Here is a 16,085-nt window from a genome sequence, read left to right as displayed (position 1 = left end):
TACAGACTGCCCGGACTGTCAAGACTCTTCAGGAGGACGCGTTTCATGAAAGTGGAACAGATATCCATCTTTTTGGAAAACAAGGCCGGCCGGCTGGCCGAGGTCACCCGTACCCTGGCCGAATCCGGCATCAATATCCGCGCCCTCTCCCTGGCCGACACCTCCGACTTCGGAATCCTGCGGCTCATTGTCACGGATATCGAAAAAGCCAAAACCGTGCTCAAGGACAAAGGCTTTACCGTGGGCCGCACCACTGTGGTAGCCGTGGAAGTGGCGGACAACCCTGGCGGGCTGAACCACATCCTGGATCTGCTCTCCACGGAAGGCGTGAATGTGGAATACATGTACGCCTTTGTGCAGCAGAGCGGCAAGAATGCCATCCTCATCTTCCGCTTCGACCGCACGGACCAGGCCATCGAAGCCCTGCAAAAGCATGGCATCCCCATCGTGCCCGGGGACAAGATTTACAATATCTAGCAGCAACCACCTCCTGCCGCATGAACGCCGCGCACCCGACATCCGGGTCCGCGGCGTTTTTTATGGCCCTACGGGGAAAACCCCGATTCGTCCGAAGGGGAACAAGTATAACACGTGCCACATTACGATTAATCCATTTTTCAACTGGCGAACATTTTCAACAACGAGGGAAACATGGTGTCAGTAGCCCGCACGCTTTTTGCCATGCTGGTACTCATGGCGGTGGCTCTTCCGCACGCTGCAGCGGCTGGCGATGCCGCTGCAGACAATGCAACCAAGGAACGCATCGCCAAGGAAGGGACCGCAGAGGATTTCGATATCCGCGGCCTGAAGGTTTCGATGCCTGTCGAGGCCATGCAAGCCTTTGCCGCTGCCCAAGGGTGGAACCATGTCGTCGTTCCCAATGCAATCAACACCCTGGTCATGTGCCCGAAAACCGTGGACTGCGACACGATTCTGTCGAATGAGCCATCCGGGAGTTTCCGCATCAAAGTCAGGTATGACGATGCGGCGCTCTATGCCATTGAATATGAAATGGAGGTGGAGGCGACCTTCGATCAAGTCTCGAAACTGATCCTCGACAAATACGGCCTTCCGCTCAGAAAGAACCCGAAGGACAAAAACGAGTATTTCTACGGCACGAACATTGCCGACATCAGACGCACCACCAAATCCGTAGCGTACCAGAATTTTTTGCGAGACCATATCTTTCAGGTGCGGGTTTCCAAATTCACCCGTCAGGCAGACTCCAAAAAAATGTACAGCATCAAGCTCTATCTGAGCAACCCTCCCAAGATTGATCCTGAAGCGCTGAAGCCGCTTGAGCCTGCCCTGTAGCAGCGCATCCAGCTTCATAACAACAGAATCCTATGGCGATGCTCTCCACCAGGACCCGCCTGCTCTGGCTGCCTCCCGACGATACCGGGAATGGAGCTAGTGATCGCGACGTGCCCGTGAACCCCTCATCGATCCTGATTCCAGGAGGAAATCCCATGCGCCTTCATGCGCTCTGCATAGTAACATTGCTGGTGCTTGCCCCCTGCCTTTTTGCAGATTCGGCCAATGCCCAGGTGCTTATGCGCTCTTTTCCTGCCCAGTGGGGCCAGCCTTCCTCGCCCGCCGAACCAGAGGAAAGCCTCCCCACCCTGGAAGACGCGCAAAACCCGACGCCCCAGCAAACCACGGAAGCCTGCCCCACCGGCGCCACGCAATCCGCCGACCAGGTCGCAGGAAAAAATAACCCGGAAAATGACACCCTCAAAGTGCTTGGCCGGAAGGGGTGCAGCATCACCCGAAAGTACATGGAAGAGCTGACGAAAGCCGGCATCGCCTTCGAGTTTGTCGATATCGACACCCCGGCTGGCGATGCGGAGTTTTCCCGGCAGGCCCAGGCGGCAAACCTGTATGGAAGCATCGACCTCCCTGTGGTGGTCTCCCACGGGAAAGCCGCCCAGCGTCCCAATCTTGCTGGTTTGCTCAAGGAATACAAAGGCACCCAGCAGGCAAGCGGCAAGGACACGGCTCCTGCGGTGGCCAAGGAATCCGCCCCGGCCCCAGCCGCCCAAAACAGGCTGGTGGTGTATGGGCGGAAAGGATGCTCCATTACACAGAAGTATGTTGCCGAACTCAAGCAGGCCAAAATCGATTTTGACTATAAAGACATCGACAATCCCGCAGACTACAAGGCCTTCTCAGACTGCCTGGACAAGGCGGGGATCTCCGGCAGCGTGGATCTGCCTGTTGTGGACAACAAGGGCAAGGTTGCCCAGCGGCCAAGCCTTGCCGGGTTGCTCAAGACCAACGCGCCAGCCAAACAAGAGGCACAGGCTGCGGCCAAACCCAACCAGGCGAAAAAGTCGGATCCAGTCATCATTTATAGCATGAAGCGCTGCACCATCACCAAACGGTACATGGAAGATCTCAAGGAGCTCGACATCCCGTTCGTCTTCAAGGATGTAGACGACAACGCCGTGCACAAGGAGTTTTCCAAGAAAATGACCGCGGCTGGTTTCTCCGGGTCAGTCACCCTGCCGGCAGTGGTCATCAAGGGCAAGGTCTACATCCAGCCCACGCTGACCAAGACCATGGAACTGGTGCAGTAGCCCCGGCCGCGTGCCCCTTTGTCCGAAAGGGCCAGCCCTGACTCAGAGCATCACAGGCCTGCGCCGCAGCACCGCAGTGCGCGGTTGCGGCGCAGGCCTCAAGATTCCTTACAGAATATCCCCAATCCCGTAGAGCCTGCCGGGCTTCTGGCCGGCCACCCACTTGGCGGCGCGCAGGGCGCCCTGGGCAAAGGTTTCGCGGGAATGGGCCTGATGCGTGACCTCGATGCGCTCGCCAGGGCCGAGAAAATAGACCGTGTGCACGCCGACCACGTCCCCGCCGCGAATGGTCTGGACGCCGATTTCCTGCTGCGGCCGGGCGCCGATGATGCCCTCGCGGCAGTAGGTGCCGGTTTCCTTCAGATCCCAGTCCCGGGCCCGGGCCAGACAATCCGCCAGCTTGAGAGCCGTGCCCGAGGGAGCGTCTTTCTTTTGATTGTGATGAATTTCCATCACTTCAATATCATAGACTTCGCCAAGCATTTTGGTGAGCTGAGGCAGGATCTTCAGCAGGGTGTTCACGCCCACGCTCATGTTCGGTCCCCAGAGGATGGGCGCCTTGGCGGCGGCCTCGGCCATCTGGGCCTGCTGTTCCGCCGTCAGGCCGGTGGTGCCACAGACCATGGGGTTGCCGTGTCTGGCGCAGGCCTGGGCGGTGCGGACGCTGGATTCCGGAGAGGTGAAGTCCACCACCACTGCGCCGGGCACCTGGGGCAGGACCGTGTCCAGGTCCGACCCAAAGACGCAGTTGAAGCACTCCAGTCCGGCCGTGCCGCCGCTGCGCTCCATCACCCCGACCAGCTCCAGGACCGGGTCGGCCTGCACCAGCCGCGCGATGGTCTGGCCCATGCGGCCTTTGGCTCCCATGATGACGATCTTGACCGTGCCCATACTCATGTTCCACTCCTTGCGCAGGCGTGTTGCGCCGTCTGCTCCGCCGGCGTCACAGGCCCACGCGGCGGGTGAATGCTGCATAATCCAGTATTTCTATTCCCAACTCGCGGGCCTTGGCAAGCTTGCTCTCGCCCGGCGCCTCGCCCTGGAGCACAAAATCGGTCTTCTTTGAAACCGAAGACACGGCCTGCCCGCCCAGGCGTTCCACCAGGGCCTTGGCCTCCTCGCGAGACAGGCCGGGCAGCGTGCCGGTGACGAGAACCTTCATGCCGGCCAGGGGTTGCGATGCGGCGCCGGCAGCTGGGGTGGGAGCTTCCTCGGCCACGGGTGCGAACCCGGCAGCCTGCAGCTGGGCCAGGAGCTGCTGATTGGCTGGATTGTGGAAAAAGGCCCGGATGGAGGCTGCCACCTCCGGCCCGATATCTTCAATGGATTGCAGATCCTCGGCTGTGGCTTGGGCCAGGGCCTCCAGGGAGCCGTACCGCCGGGCCAGGGCCTTGGCTGTCTGCTCGCCCACCAGCCGGATACCCAGGGCGCTGATGGCCCGGCGCAGGGGGGCATGGCGGGCCTGCTCCACGGCGGCCAACATGTTCTCGGCCAGCTTCTCGCCCATGCGATCCAGGGGCAGCAGCTGCTCTTTTGTGAGAGTAAAGAGATCGGCCGGGGTCTGGACCATGCCCTTTTCCGCAAAAATCTCCACCCACTTGCGGCCCAGGCCCTCCAGATCCAGCCCGGCCTTGGAAACGAAATGCACCAGGGATTTGACGCGTACCGCCGGGCAAGCCAGATTCAGGCAGCGCCAGGCCGCCTCGCCGGGCAGGCGGGAGGTCTCGCTGCCGCAGGCCGGACAAACAGCCGGGAACTGGAAGGACTGCGCCCCCTCGGGACGTTTCTCCAACACCGGGCCCAGTACTTCGGGGATAACATCCCCGGCCCGCTGCACCCGGACCACATCGCCGACGCGGACGTCCTTTTCCCGAATCATTTCCTCATTATGCAACGTTGCCCGGCTCACGGTGACGCCGCCCACCTCCACGGGCTCCAGGATGGCCACCGGCGTGAGCACGCCGGTACGGCCCACCTGGACCTGAATGTCCAGCAGCTTCGTCACTGCCTGATGGGCCGGGAACTTCAGGGCGATGGCCCAGCGGGGGGCGCGGGCGGTCTCGCCCAGTTCGGCCTGCAGGTCGCGGTCGTTGACCTTGGCCACCACGCCGTCGATTTCAAAGGGGAGTTTCTCTCGGATGGCGCCCAGGTGCGCATAGCGCGCTTCCACCTCGCCCGCGGCGGCGCACAGGGTTGCTTCCGGTGGGATGGCAAAGCCCAGGGTGGCCAGACCGTGCATGATCCCGGCCTGGGTTGTCCAGTTCTGCGTCTCCCCGGTACCGGCCGGCCACTCCACGCGGCCCACGCCATAGGCCAGAAAGCGCAGGGGCCGGCTGGCGGTGATGCGCGAATCCAGCTGGCGCAGGGAGCCAGCCGCGGCGTTGCGCGGGTTGGCGAAGGTTTTCTCCCCGGCGGCCTCCTGGCGCTCGTTCAGCTTGTCGAACTCCTTGCGGAACATGACCACCTCACCGCGCACTTCCAGCAGATCTGGAACAGACTCGCCGCGCAGGGCCAGGGGCAGGTTCTTGATGGTCTTCAGATTTTCGGAGATGTCCTCGCCCACCTCGCCATCGCCGCGGGTGCCGCCGCCGACAAAGCGTCCCTGACGGTACACGGCTTCCACGGCCAGGCCGTCCATCTTGGGATCCACCCAGAACTGCAGGGAAGCAAGAGGAATGGACGGCGGCAGGAGCCGCCCCACCCGGCCCAGGAACTCGCGAAACTCCTCCACACTAAAGCCGTTATCCAGACTGCGCATGGGCACGGCGTGCGCAAAGGGCGGGAACTGGGCCGCCGGCGCGCCGCCCACTCGGCGGGTGGGCGAGGCCGGGTCGTCCAGCGCGGGCCACTCGCGTTCAAGATGCTGTAATTCCTTGAACAGGGCGTCGTATTCCGCGTCGGAGATCACAGGATCGTCCAGCACGTAATAGCGGTAGTTGTGCTCTTCCAGGAGCGTGCGCAGCTGGGCCACGCGGGCCACGGCGTCGGCGGGGGGAGTCTGCTGGGACATGATGCGGCGGTCTTCCTTCAGTCGAGGTCCGGGATGCGGGTGTCGTCCACATCCATCGAGGCATTGGCCAGATCCTGGATGACGGCTCTCCAGTCCGCTCCCAGCCGGGCGCGGAGGTAGGCGTCCTCCTGATCCGCGGCCCGGGGCAGAAAGGCCGGTTCCTGCCGGGCGGCGGTGTGATGTTCATGGCGGATGGCCACCTGATGATCCACCATCAGCGGCCAGCCGGCCCGGTGCAGACGCAGGGAGAGCCAGAGGTCCACGCCATAGCCGCGGGGGTTGTCTTCCCAGTCCAGCCCGCCGATGGCCTGGACGGCCTCCAGCCGCAACAGGGGGGCCACGCCGTCCAGAAAATGGACCCGGCGGAACTGCCGGGCCGGGTCCTGCACCATCTGCGGGTGATACGGATGCCGGATCACGGCCGGGGAAGAAGCGCCAATGGCCTGGCCGCTGCGCGTTTCCAGGGCCTGGAGGCGTTGCCAGGCCTTGTCCAGCACGCCTGCTTCGGGGGTGAACCAAAGGTCGTTATTCAAGAACCAGACGTGCGTGCGGCCCTGGATTCGCAAGGTTTCCAGAGTCCAGGCCAGGGCGCCGGCCCAGTAGCGGTTATCAGGCAGGCGGGTCCAGAGGTGTTGCCCGGCCGGCCAGGGCTGGGGCGAGGCGTTGTCCAGGACAAGAATCCGATCCTGCCAGCGTCCCCTGGGATCGGCCGGGGCTGCTTTCGTGCCGGCCAGCTGGCGGTACAGCCGGGCAGTGACGGCGGGATCCCCATAATGCAGGATGACCACCACGGGATCGGCCGCGCCGAAAAAGCGGTCCGCCATCTACAAGATCTCCTGAATCTGCTCGAAGTGCTCGGGCTTGCCGATGCACAGGAGACTGTCCCCGGCTTTGATGACCGCGTCTGGCGAGGGGTTGAAGTGCATCTCGCCATCGGCGTGCTTGATGCCGATGATGATCAGGTTGAAGCGGGGGCGGATCTGGCTTTCGATGAGATTCTTGCCCACCAGGGAGGAGCCGGAGGAGATGGACAGCTCTTCCATCTGCAGATCCAGCCCGCCCTGGACGGCCATGTCGATGAAGTTCACCACGGACGGCCGCAGCACGCTCTGGGCCATGCGCACGCCGCCAATGGTGTGCGGCAGAACCACGCGGTCCGCCCCGGCGCGTTCCAGGCGGGAAATGTGGGACTCGTGATCCGCGCGGGAGACGATGATGATCTCCGGATTGAGCTGCCGGGCAGTGAGGACCACATACACGTTGGCTGCTTCCTGAGTCAGGGCGGTGATCAGGCTTTTGGCCCGGGTGAGGCCGGCGGCCAGGAGCAACTGGTCAGAGGTGGCGTCGCCCACCAGATGCAGGATGTTATCCGCCTCCAGCTTTTTGACGATGTCTGGATCCTGCTCGATGACCACCAGGGGATGCCCTTCGCGCATGATCTCCCTGGCCACGATGGAGCCGATGCGGCCATACCCGCAGATGATGAAGTGATTCTCCAGCCTGTCGATGGCTTTTTGCACGCGGCGTCTCCCAAGAATCTGGTTGATGCGGCCCTCCACCAGCAGTTGCGCGGCGGAACCGGCCAGGAAGGCGAAACTGCCCACCCCGCCAAAGATGAGGAAGGACGTGAAGATGCGCGCCTCCTGCGAGAGCGGGCGCACCTCCTGGAACCCTACGGAGGACAGGGTGATGACCGTCATGTAGAAGCTGTCCCAGAAATCCCAGCCTTCATAGGTCATGTAAAAGGTGACCGCCGTGGCGAAGATGAGGGCCAGGGCGATGGAACCGGCCGTGATGGGCCAGAAGACGCCCAGGCGATCGTGCATGCGGCTGTAGCGCAGGTCCGGACGCTTGAGTGGTTTTTTCAGGCTGGGCATGGGGGTGTGGTGCGCTGGAGCGTGAGCCGGATCAGGCAGGATCGGCGGCGGAGTCGGCATCTGTTTCGGCAGCGGTCAGCAGCTCGCGCAGGCGCTTGATGCGGTCGCGCAGCTGGGCGGCACGTTCAAATTCCAGCTCCTTGGCGGCCTCGCGCATCTGGCGCTCCAGGGTTTTGATCTCCCTGGCCGTGCGCCGGGGGTCTGCGCCATACACAGCAGCGTCCTCGGCGGCCTGGGCCGCCTGGGCGTCGGCTTCTGCCCTGGTTGCGCCCTGGCCGGCCTGTTCGTTCTGCTCCTGCAGGCTTCGGCCGCGGCCGCGCCTGGGCTTGCCGCCCTCCTGCAGATCGCGCTGCCGGGCCTGGGCGTGGATGGCGTCCAGGACATTCTCTGTTTCCTTGCGTACGGATTGGGGCACGATGCCGTGGGCTTTGTTGTGGGCGATCTGTCTGGCGCGGCGGCGTTCAGTCTCGTCGATGGCCGCGCGCATGGAGGGGGTGATGTTGTCCGCATAGAGGACCACCAGCCCGCCGACATTGCGCGCCGCGCGGCCAAAGGTCTGGATGAGCGAGCGGGTGGATCGCAGGAAACCTTCCTTGTCCGCATCGAGAATGGCCACCAGGGAGACTTCCGGCAGGTCCAGCCCCTCCCGCAACAGGTTGATGCCCACCAGCACGTCAAACTCGCCCTTGCGCAGGGCCTGGAGGATGGCCACGCGCTCCAGGGTGTCCACATCCGAGTGCAGGTAGCGGGCATTCACGCCCATCTTGTTGAAAAACTGGGTCAGATCCTCGGCCATGCGCTTGGTCAGGGTGGTGACGAGCACGCGCTCATCCCTGGCGATGCGCTCCTTGCAACGGCCCAGGAGGTCATCCACCTGCCCCTTGACCGGGCGGATGAGCAGTTCGGGGTCCACCAGACCTGTGGGGCGGATGATCTGTTCGGCCACCACGCCCTGGCTCTGGCGCAGCTCGTACTCGCCGGGGGTGGCAGAGACGTAAATGGTCTGGCCGATGCGGGTCTGGAATTCGTCGAAGCTCAGGGGCCGGTTGTCCAGGGCCGAGGGCAGGCGGAAGCCGAAATCCACCAGGGTGGATTTGCGGGAGCGGTCGCCATTGAACATGCCGGCCACCTGGGAGACGGCGATGTGTGATTCATCAATGAACAGCACGAAATCCTTGGGAAAGTAATCAAGCAGGGTAGAAGGCGGGGTGCCGGGGGCGCGGCCGTCGAGATGGCGGGAATAGTTCTCAATGCCGTTGCAGTAGCCCATCTCCTCGATCATTTCCAGGTCGAGCATGGTCCGCTGCTCCAGGCGCTGGGCCTCCACGAGCTTGTTCTGGGTCTGATACTCCGCCAGCCGCTCCTGCAGCTCCACGCGGATGTCGCTCACGGCGCGGGTCAGGTTGTCGCGGTCGGAGACGTAGTGACTGGCGGGATACACCACGGTTTTGCGCAGCCGGCCCAGGATCTCGCCGGTGAGGGGATCCACCTCGCTCAGGGTTTCCAGCTCGTCACCAAAGAATTCCAGGCGCAGGGCGCGTTCGTGGTGGTAGGCCGGGATGATTTCCAGCACATCCCCGCGGACGCGGAAGCAGCCGCGATGGAAGTCGATGTCATTGCGTTCGTACTGCACTTCCACCAGCCGGGCCATGAGGGAATCCATGTTCAGCCGCTGGCCCTCCTCCAGGGGAATGAGCATGCGGGCGTAGTATTCCGGCGAGCCCAGGCCGTAGATGCAGGACACCGAGGCCACGATGAGCACGTCGCGCCGGGTGAGCAGGGCATGGGTGGCTGCGTGGCGCAGCTTGTCGATCTCATCGTTGATGGACGAGTCTTTCTCGATGTACGTATCGGACTGCGGGATGTAGGCTTCCGGCTGGTAGTAATCGTAATAACTGACGAAATACTCCACGGCATTGTTTGGGAACAGGGCGCGGAACTCGTTGTACAGCTGGGCGGCCAGGGTTTTGTTGGGCGCCAGCACCAGCGCCGGCCGGTTCACCCGGGCCACGGTCTGGGCCATGGTGAAGGTTTTGCCCGAGCCAGTCACCCCGAGCAGGACCTGGTCCTTGACGCCGGCATTGAGATTGGCCACCAGCTGGGCAATGGCCTCGGGCTGGTCCCCCTGCGGTTCGAAAGGGCTGGAGATGACAAACGGCTGTTCCATGGCCGGCCTATATCACGAGCCATTGCGGTCCGCCACTCTTCCCAGGCGGCGGCAAATCACGTACAGCACCTGAAACAAATCGCCTGAGCAAAGGATACGACTCCCATGGAAATCAACATCTATGATCCACCCATCCCGCTGCGCATTCCGCGCTGCTATGTCATGACTGCCGTCATCAAAAGTTTCAAGGGCCGCCGCGATGTGGACGTGCATCTCTTCCGCCCGGACTTCAGCGAAGCCGAACGCGACAGCTATGAATGGGACGACGTGGTGGGCGATCCCATGCACCCGGATGTCTACTCCGACCCCGAGCGCACCAAGCTGGTGGTGATGGAAGCCTTTACCCGCGACGAGGTGGACCAGATCGTCGCCTACTTCAAAGAGCGCTATGACGACCGCATGGCCAGCGTGAACGCCAGCCCCATGATTTTCCCCGTTCCCCAGGGCATGCCGCCACTTTCCGCCATGCCAGAAGGCAAGTCCATCGGCTTCATCCGTTTTAATCAAGTGCCACAATACCCCTTGCCCTTTGCCATGCATGGGATGTACGACCTGGAAGAACATCAACCCATCGCCCCGGAATCCATGGGCTAACCTAGAGACGAGCACGTGAATACGCTTTCCTCCACCGGGGGTGCCGCACCGGCTCCCGTTAATTCTTCACGCCAGTTGAACCTTGATGCCCTGCGCTGCGTCAGCATCTTTTTTGTGGTGGTGGCCCATGCTGCCACCAACCTGCTGGCGTATGTGGACACCCCAGAGCGGTGGCTGACCGGGATGACCGGCGCAGCCCTTGGGTTTTTGAGCATCTCCCCCCTGCTGATGATCACCGGGGCCATGCTGCTTTCGCCCCGCGCAGCCGAGCGCGAACCCACCCCGTGGGACTGCTATCGCAAGCGCCTGCCCAGGCTGGCCATTCCATTGTTCTTCTGGGTCTGTGTTTATTATGTGCGCAACCACTACACCATGGGCACCTCCATTTACCTGCCCACGTTCTTCAAGCGGTTGCTGACGAACACCATGGAGGCCCACCTGTGGTATTTGTACATGCTGCTTGGTGTGTACATTGCCCTGCCCTTTCTGCGGGCCATGGACTTCCCCCGCCGCAGGGCCCTTGGCTGGTGGTATGTGGGCATCTCCATCGCCTTGCACACCGTGAACTACCTGTGCCTGGCCGTCTGGGGGGTGCAGCTGTATCATAAGCTGTTCGAAGAGGTTTTTCCCATCTACATGGCCCTGGTGGTGTTGGGATGGCTCCTGCATTCCAGACCGCCATTGCCCCTGAAATGGACGCCGGTCCTGCTGGCCACCATTGTGCTGGGCATTAGCGGGGCCATTGGGCTGCAGTACATCCATACCGTCATCAACGGCCATATGGATACGTTGTACCTGCTGCATTACACGCCCTTCCAGCTTGCGTCCGGCATCAGCTTCTTTCTGCTGTTCAAGCAGATGCCCATGCGGCTGCCGGAGTTCTGGGCCAGGCGGCTGATTGGGCTTTCCGCCTGCTGCTACGGCATCTATCTGATTCACATCCTGATCCTGCAGTTCCTGACCGGGGTGCTCACGCCCGTGTTCAGAGGAGCCGTGTTCCCGCCCATGACCGTGGAGGACATGGCCAGCCGGGGCATTCCGGACGGCCTGGGCGTGTTCCTGCTGTCCATCAGTATTTTCCTGGTTTCCTGGGCTCTTACGGCAGTCATCCGGCGCATCCCGTACCTGCGGATCATCATGCCGTAAGGCGCCTTCATCCCACACCCCTGCCTGCAAAAAACCAAGGGCCTGTCGCTTCAGCGGCAGGCCCTTTTTGGTGGCAACGGTATGGGGAGCACGAAGAGTTGAAGCCCCAGGCGCGCTTCGGGATCACTTCAGGCCCACTTCAGGCCATGGGCGAGGAGGCAATCAGCTCCCGAACAGCAGTGGCAATGCCCAGTTTGTCCAGGCCCAGCTGCTGCCGCAACACCTTCTGCGGCCCGTGTTCCACAAAGGCATCCGGCAGGCCCAGACGCTTGATGCGTGGTGCCCCGGCCCGGCAGAGGACGCCGGCATCGGTCAGGCATTCCAGCACGGCGGAAGAGAATCCGCCCAGGCGTGTCCCCTCCTCCACAAGCAACAGCCGGGGCCAGCGTTCCGCGGCCTCCAGCAACTGTTTTTCCGGAGCAGGCTTGATGAACCGGGCGTTAAGCACCGCACAGCCGATGCCTTCCTGGGCCAGCAGCTGGGCTGCCTCCAGAGCCGGATACACCCGGCTGCCCACGGCGATGATGCAGCAGTCCCTGCAATCCTCGCCATCGCGCACGAACTCGGCCTGTCCGACAGAAAGCAGGGGAATGGGTCGCGAGTCATCCAGTCTGGGCGCCCCCGGCCCCACCCCGCGCGGATACCGGATGGCCGCCGGCGTGCCCAGCTGCAGCGCGGTGGCGATCATCCGCTGCAGTTCGGGCTCGTCCTTGGGAGCCATGAGGGTCAGGTTGGGGATGTGCCGCAAGTAGGCCAGATCAAAGGCGCCATGGTGGGTCGGGCCATCTTCCCCGACCAGGCCGCCCCGGTCCAGGCAGAAGAGCACGGGCAGGTTCTGCAGGCAGACATCGTGCACCACCTGATCATACGAGCGCTGCAGGAAGGTCGAATAAATGGCCACCACGGGTTTGTAGCCCTGGGAGGCCAGACCCGCCGCAAAGGTGACGGCGTGCTGCTCGCAAATCCCCACATCCACAAAGCGCTCGGGATGCTGCCGGGCAAAGCAGGCCAGACCGGTACCCTCGGGCATGGCGGCGGTGATGGCCACGATGCCCGGATCATGCCTGGCCAGCTTGCACAGCGTTTCGCCAAACACTTCCGTATAGGTGGGCAGGAGGCAGCCGCCGTGCTTGAGGGCCTCGCCGGTTTCGGGTTCAAAACAGCCAACCCCGTGAAAATAGGTGGGGTTTTGTTCCGCCGGAATGTAGCCCTTGCCTTTTTTGGTCAGCACATGGACCAGGATGGGGCCTTCCAGCTCCTTGACCTGTTCCAGCACGTCCACCAGGGCCGTGAGATCGTGGCCGTCGATGGGGCCGAGATATTCGAAGTGCAGGGCCTCGAAGAGCATGCCCGGGGTGACGAAGCTGCGGAAGGAAGACTCGCTACGGCGCAGGTACTCCACGATATCCTGGCTGAAGTCCGGCACCACTTGTCGCAGCAGCTGCTCCGTGGACTTTTTGAACTGCTGCATGAAGCGCGAGCTCATCTTGCGGGACAAAAAAGACGAAAGCGCGCCGACATTGGGCGAAATGCTCATCTCATTGTCGTTGAGGATGACGATGAGATCGCGGTCCATGTGCCCGGCCTGATTCAACCCTTCAAAGGCCAGCCCGGCGGTCATGGAGCCATCGCCGATGACGGCCACCACCTTGTTGCTCTTGGCGGCCAGATCCCTGGCCATGGCCATGCCCAGGGCCGCGGAAATGGAGGTGGAGGAATGACCGACGGCAAAATGATCAAACTTGCTTTCGCAAGGCTTGGGGAAACCAGAGATGCCCCCCAGGGTGCGCAAGGTATTAAACCGCTGATAGCGGCCCGTGAGCAGCTTGTACGCATATGCCTGGTGCCCGACATCCCAGATGATCTTATCCTTGGAAAAATCAAAGACCTTGCACAGGGCCAAACTCAGTTCCACCACGCCAAGCGAAGGCGCCAGGTGCCCGCCATTTTTGGAGACAGTGTCGATAATCGCTTGCCGGAGTTCTCCGGCCAGGGAAGTCAGGGCTGGAATACCGAGGGGGGCGAGATCGGCGGGCGAGGAAATGCTGGGCAACAATACAGAGTTCATCAATGGTTTCATGGCGCTGGCAGGCCCTTGGGTCGAGGCATCTCAAAGGACGAAAAACATGACGCAGAAGGTTTCATGCCTACGCGGTTTCCGCCCCGACGTAAAACAAAAAATCAACAGGCCCGTTCCACCACATAGCGGCACAGGGCGGCCAGGAAGCCGGCTTCCGCGCCCGGCGCATGCCCAGGCGTGACAAGTCCAGGCGTAACGAGCCGATCCAGCTGCGCAGCAGCCTCATCCGCGGCCTGGCAGGCCAGTTCGCGGCTACGCTCCACCCCCACCAGGGAGACATAGGTGGTTTTGCCGCGCTCCCTGTCGCTGCCGGCTGTTTTGCCCATCACGGCCGTGTCCCCGATTTCATCAAGGATATCGTCGGCAATCTGAAAGGCCACGCCCAGGGCCGCGCCATAGCCGGCCATGGCGGCCCGGGCTTCGGCCGTTGCCCCGGCCAGGATGGCCCCGCAGAGGCAGGACGCCTGAATGAGCGCGCCAGTCTTGCGGGCGTGCATGCCCCGCAGCATGGGCAGGGTGATGTCCGCACGCTGTTCGTACTGCATGTCCAGGGCCTGCCCGCCCACCATGCCCGCCGCGCCGGCGGCCGCGGCCATGGTGGTGACGGCCTGGAGCACGTTTTCCGCCTGAATGCCCTGAGCCTGCCCCATGAGCCGGAAGGCCTCGGTGAGCAGGCCGTCGCCAGCCAGGATGGCCATGGCCTCGCCATGGACCTTGTGATTGGTCGGCTTGCCGCGGCGCAGGTCGTCGTTATCCATGGCCGGAAGATCGTCATGGATAAGGGAATAGGTGTGGATGCACTCGATGCCACAGGCAAAGGGCAGCACCTGCGCCGTGGGCAGGCCAAAAAGCGAGGCAGTGGTCAGGCAGAGCACGGGTCTGAGCCGCTTGCCGCCGGCCTGGAGGCTGTATTCCATGGCCGAGAGCAGGGTTTCGGGAATGTCCGCATCATGCAGACAGGTGGCCAGGGCTGCTTCCACCAGGGCGGCGCGCTCGGCCAGGAGGCGCTTCATCTCGTCCACTGTCATTGCCGTCGTCATCAGGCCTGCTCCTCTGCACTGGCACCATGTTCGCCACCTTCGCGAGCCAGCTGCTCCACCTCGTGCCGGGCCTGTTCCAGGCGCGTGCGGCAGTCCCGGGCCAGGGTCAGGCCCTCCTTGTACAGGGCCACGGCTTCTTCCAGGGGAACATCCGGCCGCTCCAGGGCGGTCACCACCTCTTTGAGGCGGGCCACCTGGGCGTCGTAGCGGTCTCTGGGGGTTGGGTCGGTCATGGGTTTGCTCCTTGCGTCAATTCCACCTGCGCCTCAACGGAATCAACCGTGGCGGTCACCGCACCGTCGGCCACCTGGACGCGCAGGAAATCTCCGGCCTGCACCTCGGCCACGCTGCGCAGCAGGCGACCGGAGCGCGCGTGCGTGGTGAGGCTGTAGCCCCGGGCCAGGGGAGCGTGGGGGTCCAGATGCCCCAGGGCCTGTTCCAGCCGGGTCAGGGTGTGTTCCTGCCGGACGAACACGGCGTCCCCGCCGCGGGCGAGGCGGTCGGCCAATCCTTGGGCCAAGAGACTGGCGGCGTCAAGGCGCCGTTGCAGGGCCGGGTCAAGCCGGCTGGCCAGGGCCTCGACCTCCTGCCGCTGCGCGCTCAGCCGGCGCAGGGGCGAAAGCACGGCCAGCTGGCGTTCCTGGGCGGCCAGCTCACGCGTGGCGGCCTCCAGCTGCCTGTCCCAGGCCCGCTGCAGGGCGAGCTCCAGATGATCCACCCGCTGCAGCAGATCCCGCCGTTCAGGCCAAAGGAGTTGGGCGGCGTGGCTGGGCGTGGCCGCGCGCAGGTCGGCAATCATGTCTGCCAGGGTGGTGTCCACCTCATGGCCAATGCCGGCCAGCACGGGCAGGCCGCTCGTGACCACGGCCTCGGCCACCGCCTCCGTATTGAAGGCCCACAAATCTTCCAATGATCCGCCGCCCCGGATGAGCACGATAACCTGCGCCCAGCCCGCGGCATTCACCTCGCGAATGGCCGCGGCAATCTGCCCGGCTGCCAGCTCTCCCTGCACCAGCACGGGATGGATGCGAATGTGCGCCCCTGTGCCGCGGGTCTGGCCCACACGCAGAAAATCCTGCACTGCCGCGCCAGAAGGCGAGGTGATCACGGCTACACGGGCCGGATCCGCCGGCAGGGGCCGCTTGCGCTCCTGGGCAAACCAGCCCAGCCCGGCAAAACGGCGCTTGAGGGCCTCGAACTCCAGATGCAGCCGGCCGAGCCCCACATCCTCCACAAACTCCGCCACCAGCTGGTACTGCCCGCGCGGACCGTAAATCGTCAGCCCCCCGCCGCAGATGACCTCTATGCCCGTGTCCAGAATCCGGGCCAGATCCTGCCCCGAGGATTCCTTCCACTCCCCGGTCAGCGGGTCCACCCCACCCTCGTTGGGCCGCTGGGCATGCTTGAACCAGACGACATTGAGCGCGGCTTCCTCATCCTTGAGGGTGAAATACAGATGGCCCGACGACGGCCGCGAACAATTGGTCACCTGCCCGCGCACCCAGCAGAACGGGAACTCCCGCTCCAGCAGGACGCTCAAGGACGTGGTCAGCTCGCGGACGGAAAAGACTTTCATGGAAAAGGCCTTGTAC

The 16,085-nt window shown here is 63.3% G+C and carries 14 protein-coding genes; 5 read left to right on the top strand and 9 right to left on the bottom strand.

Annotated elements, in window-relative coordinates; all coding sequences use genetic code 11:
• The first annotated feature begins 45 nt into the window (after positions 1-45).
• From ACYQ00_RS10620 to ACYQ00_RS10610, 3 genes are all read left to right on the top strand, one after another.
• Positions 46-477 carry an ACT domain-containing protein gene (locus ACYQ00_RS10620; RefSeq protein ID WP_460032095.1) on the top strand — a complete coding sequence of 144 codons (432 nt, stop codon included), beginning with the start codon at positions 46-48 and terminating at the stop codon, positions 475-477.
• A gap of 174 nt (positions 478-651) precedes the next feature.
• Positions 652-1,314 (top strand): hypothetical protein, encoded by a 663-nt coding sequence (locus ACYQ00_RS10615; protein ID WP_460032094.1) that lies wholly within the window; start codon positions 652-654, stop codon positions 1,312-1,314.
• 239 nt (positions 1,315-1,553) lie between these two features.
• The gene (locus ACYQ00_RS10610; RefSeq protein WP_460032093.1) at positions 1,554-2,579 is read left to right on the top strand and encodes a glutaredoxin domain-containing protein; all 1,026 of its coding nucleotides are present in this window, start codon (positions 1,554-1,556) and stop codon (positions 2,577-2,579) included.
• A 108-nt stretch (positions 2,580-2,687) separates the two neighbouring features.
• Here the strand turns inward: ACYQ00_RS10610 and dapB are convergent, their stop codons facing one another.
• Genes dapB through uvrB form a run of 5 tightly spaced genes read right to left on the bottom strand, consistent with a single transcriptional unit; the run spans position 2,688 to position 9,633 of the window.
• Positions 2,688-3,470, bottom strand: a complete 783-nt coding sequence (gene dapB, locus ACYQ00_RS10605) for a 4-hydroxy-tetrahydrodipicolinate reductase (protein ID WP_460032512.1) — start codon at positions 3,468-3,470, stop codon at positions 2,688-2,690.
• A 52-nt stretch (positions 3,471-3,522) separates the two neighbouring features.
• Positions 3,523-5,589 (bottom strand): NAD-dependent DNA ligase LigA, encoded by a 2,067-nt coding sequence (gene ligA / locus ACYQ00_RS10600; RefSeq protein WP_460032092.1) that lies wholly within the window; start codon positions 5,587-5,589, stop codon positions 3,523-3,525.
• Between the two features lie 17 nt (positions 5,590-5,606).
• Positions 5,607-6,413, bottom strand: coding sequence for a glycosyltransferase family protein (locus ACYQ00_RS10595; protein ID WP_460032091.1), 807 nt, complete (start codon positions 6,411-6,413; stop codon positions 5,607-5,609).
• Positions 6,414-7,466 carry a potassium channel family protein gene (locus tag ACYQ00_RS10590; RefSeq protein ID WP_460032090.1) on the bottom strand — a complete coding sequence of 351 codons (1,053 nt, stop codon included), beginning with the start codon at positions 7,464-7,466 and terminating at the stop codon, positions 6,414-6,416.
• Positions 7,467-7,497: 31 nt separating this feature from the next.
• Positions 7,498-9,633, bottom strand: coding sequence for an excinuclease ABC subunit UvrB (gene uvrB, locus ACYQ00_RS10585; RefSeq protein WP_460032089.1), 2,136 nt, complete (start codon positions 9,631-9,633; stop codon positions 7,498-7,500).
• 105 nt (positions 9,634-9,738) lie between these two features.
• Between uvrB and ACYQ00_RS10580 the strand changes: the two genes are divergently transcribed.
• Together ACYQ00_RS10580 and ACYQ00_RS10575 are read left to right on the top strand one after the other, a co-directional pair.
• The gene (locus ACYQ00_RS10580) at positions 9,739-10,227 is read left to right on the top strand and encodes a hypothetical protein (RefSeq protein ID WP_460032088.1); all 489 of its coding nucleotides are present in this window, start codon (positions 9,739-9,741) and stop codon (positions 10,225-10,227) included.
• 15 nt (positions 10,228-10,242) lie between these two features.
• Positions 10,243-11,373 carry an acyltransferase gene (locus ACYQ00_RS10575; protein ID WP_460032087.1) on the top strand — a complete coding sequence of 377 codons (1,131 nt, stop codon included), beginning with the start codon at positions 10,243-10,245 and terminating at the stop codon, positions 11,371-11,373.
• A gap of 139 nt (positions 11,374-11,512) precedes the next feature.
• Here the strand turns inward: ACYQ00_RS10575 and dxs are convergent, their stop codons facing one another.
• The 4 genes from dxs to xseA form a co-directional block, all read right to left on the bottom strand.
• Positions 11,513-13,441, bottom strand: a complete 1,929-nt coding sequence (gene dxs / locus ACYQ00_RS10570) for a 1-deoxy-D-xylulose-5-phosphate synthase (protein ID WP_460032086.1) — start codon at positions 13,439-13,441, stop codon at positions 11,513-11,515.
• Positions 13,442-13,554: 113 nt separating this feature from the next.
• A complete protein-coding gene (locus ACYQ00_RS10565; protein ID WP_460032085.1) occupies positions 13,555-14,493 on the bottom strand; it encodes a polyprenyl synthetase family protein in 939 nt (312 codons plus the stop codon).
• Positions 14,493-14,726: an exodeoxyribonuclease VII small subunit gene (xseB, locus tag ACYQ00_RS10560; protein WP_460032084.1), complete on the bottom strand. Its 234-nt coding sequence runs from the start codon at positions 14,724-14,726 to the stop codon at positions 14,493-14,495. The genes ACYQ00_RS10565 and xseB overlap by 1 nt, the downstream gene beginning before the upstream one ends.
• A complete protein-coding gene (xseA, locus tag ACYQ00_RS10555; RefSeq protein ID WP_460032083.1) occupies positions 14,723-16,069 on the bottom strand; it encodes an exodeoxyribonuclease VII large subunit in 1,347 nt (448 codons plus the stop codon). The genes xseB and xseA overlap by 4 nt, the downstream gene beginning before the upstream one ends.
• Positions 16,070-16,085: the final 16 nt, after the last annotated feature.

Source organism: Megalodesulfovibrio paquesii (assembly GCF_054653055.1).
Note: the sequence above shows the minus strand (reverse complement) of the source record. Positions and strands in the feature narration are given on the sequence as shown.

Bases quoted from the DNA above. Each gene is read 5' to 3' on its own strand.
- ACYQ00_RS10620 (WP_460032095.1), top strand. From the start codon at position 46: ATGAAAGTGGAACAGATATCCATCTTTTTGGAAAACAAGGCCGGCCGG.
- ACYQ00_RS10615 (WP_460032094.1), top strand. From the start codon at position 652: ATGGTGTCAGTAGCCCGCACGCTTTTTGCCATGCTGGTACTCATGGCG.
- ACYQ00_RS10610 (WP_460032093.1), top strand. From the start codon at position 1,554: ATGCGCTCTTTTCCTGCCCAGTGGGGCCAGCCTTCCTCGCCCGCCGAA.
- dapB (WP_460032512.1), bottom strand. From the start codon at position 3,470: ATGGGCACGGTCAAGATCGTCATCATGGGAGCCAAAGGCCGCATGGGC.
- ligA (WP_460032092.1), bottom strand. From the start codon at position 5,589: ATGTCCCAGCAGACTCCCCCCGCCGACGCCGTGGCCCGCGTGGCCCAG.
- ACYQ00_RS10595 (WP_460032091.1), bottom strand. From the start codon at position 6,413: ATGGCGGACCGCTTTTTCGGCGCGGCCGATCCCGTGGTGGTCATCCTG.
- ACYQ00_RS10590 (WP_460032090.1), bottom strand. From the start codon at position 7,466: ATGCCCAGCCTGAAAAAACCACTCAAGCGTCCGGACCTGCGCTACAGC.
- uvrB (WP_460032089.1), bottom strand. From the start codon at position 9,633: ATGGAACAGCCGTTTGTCATCTCCAGCCCTTTCGAACCGCAGGGGGAC.
- ACYQ00_RS10580 (WP_460032088.1), top strand. From the start codon at position 9,739: ATGGAAATCAACATCTATGATCCACCCATCCCGCTGCGCATTCCGCGC.
- dxs (WP_460032086.1), bottom strand. From the start codon at position 13,441: ATGAACTCTGTATTGTTGCCCAGCATTTCCTCGCCCGCCGATCTCGCC.
- ACYQ00_RS10565 (WP_460032085.1), bottom strand. From the start codon at position 14,493: ATGACGACGGCAATGACAGTGGACGAGATGAAGCGCCTCCTGGCCGAG.
- xseB (WP_460032084.1), bottom strand. From the start codon at position 14,726: ATGACCGACCCAACCCCCAGAGACCGCTACGACGCCCAGGTGGCCCGC.
- xseA (WP_460032083.1), bottom strand. From the start codon at position 16,069: ATGAAAGTCTTTTCCGTCCGCGAGCTGACCACGTCCTTGAGCGTCCTG.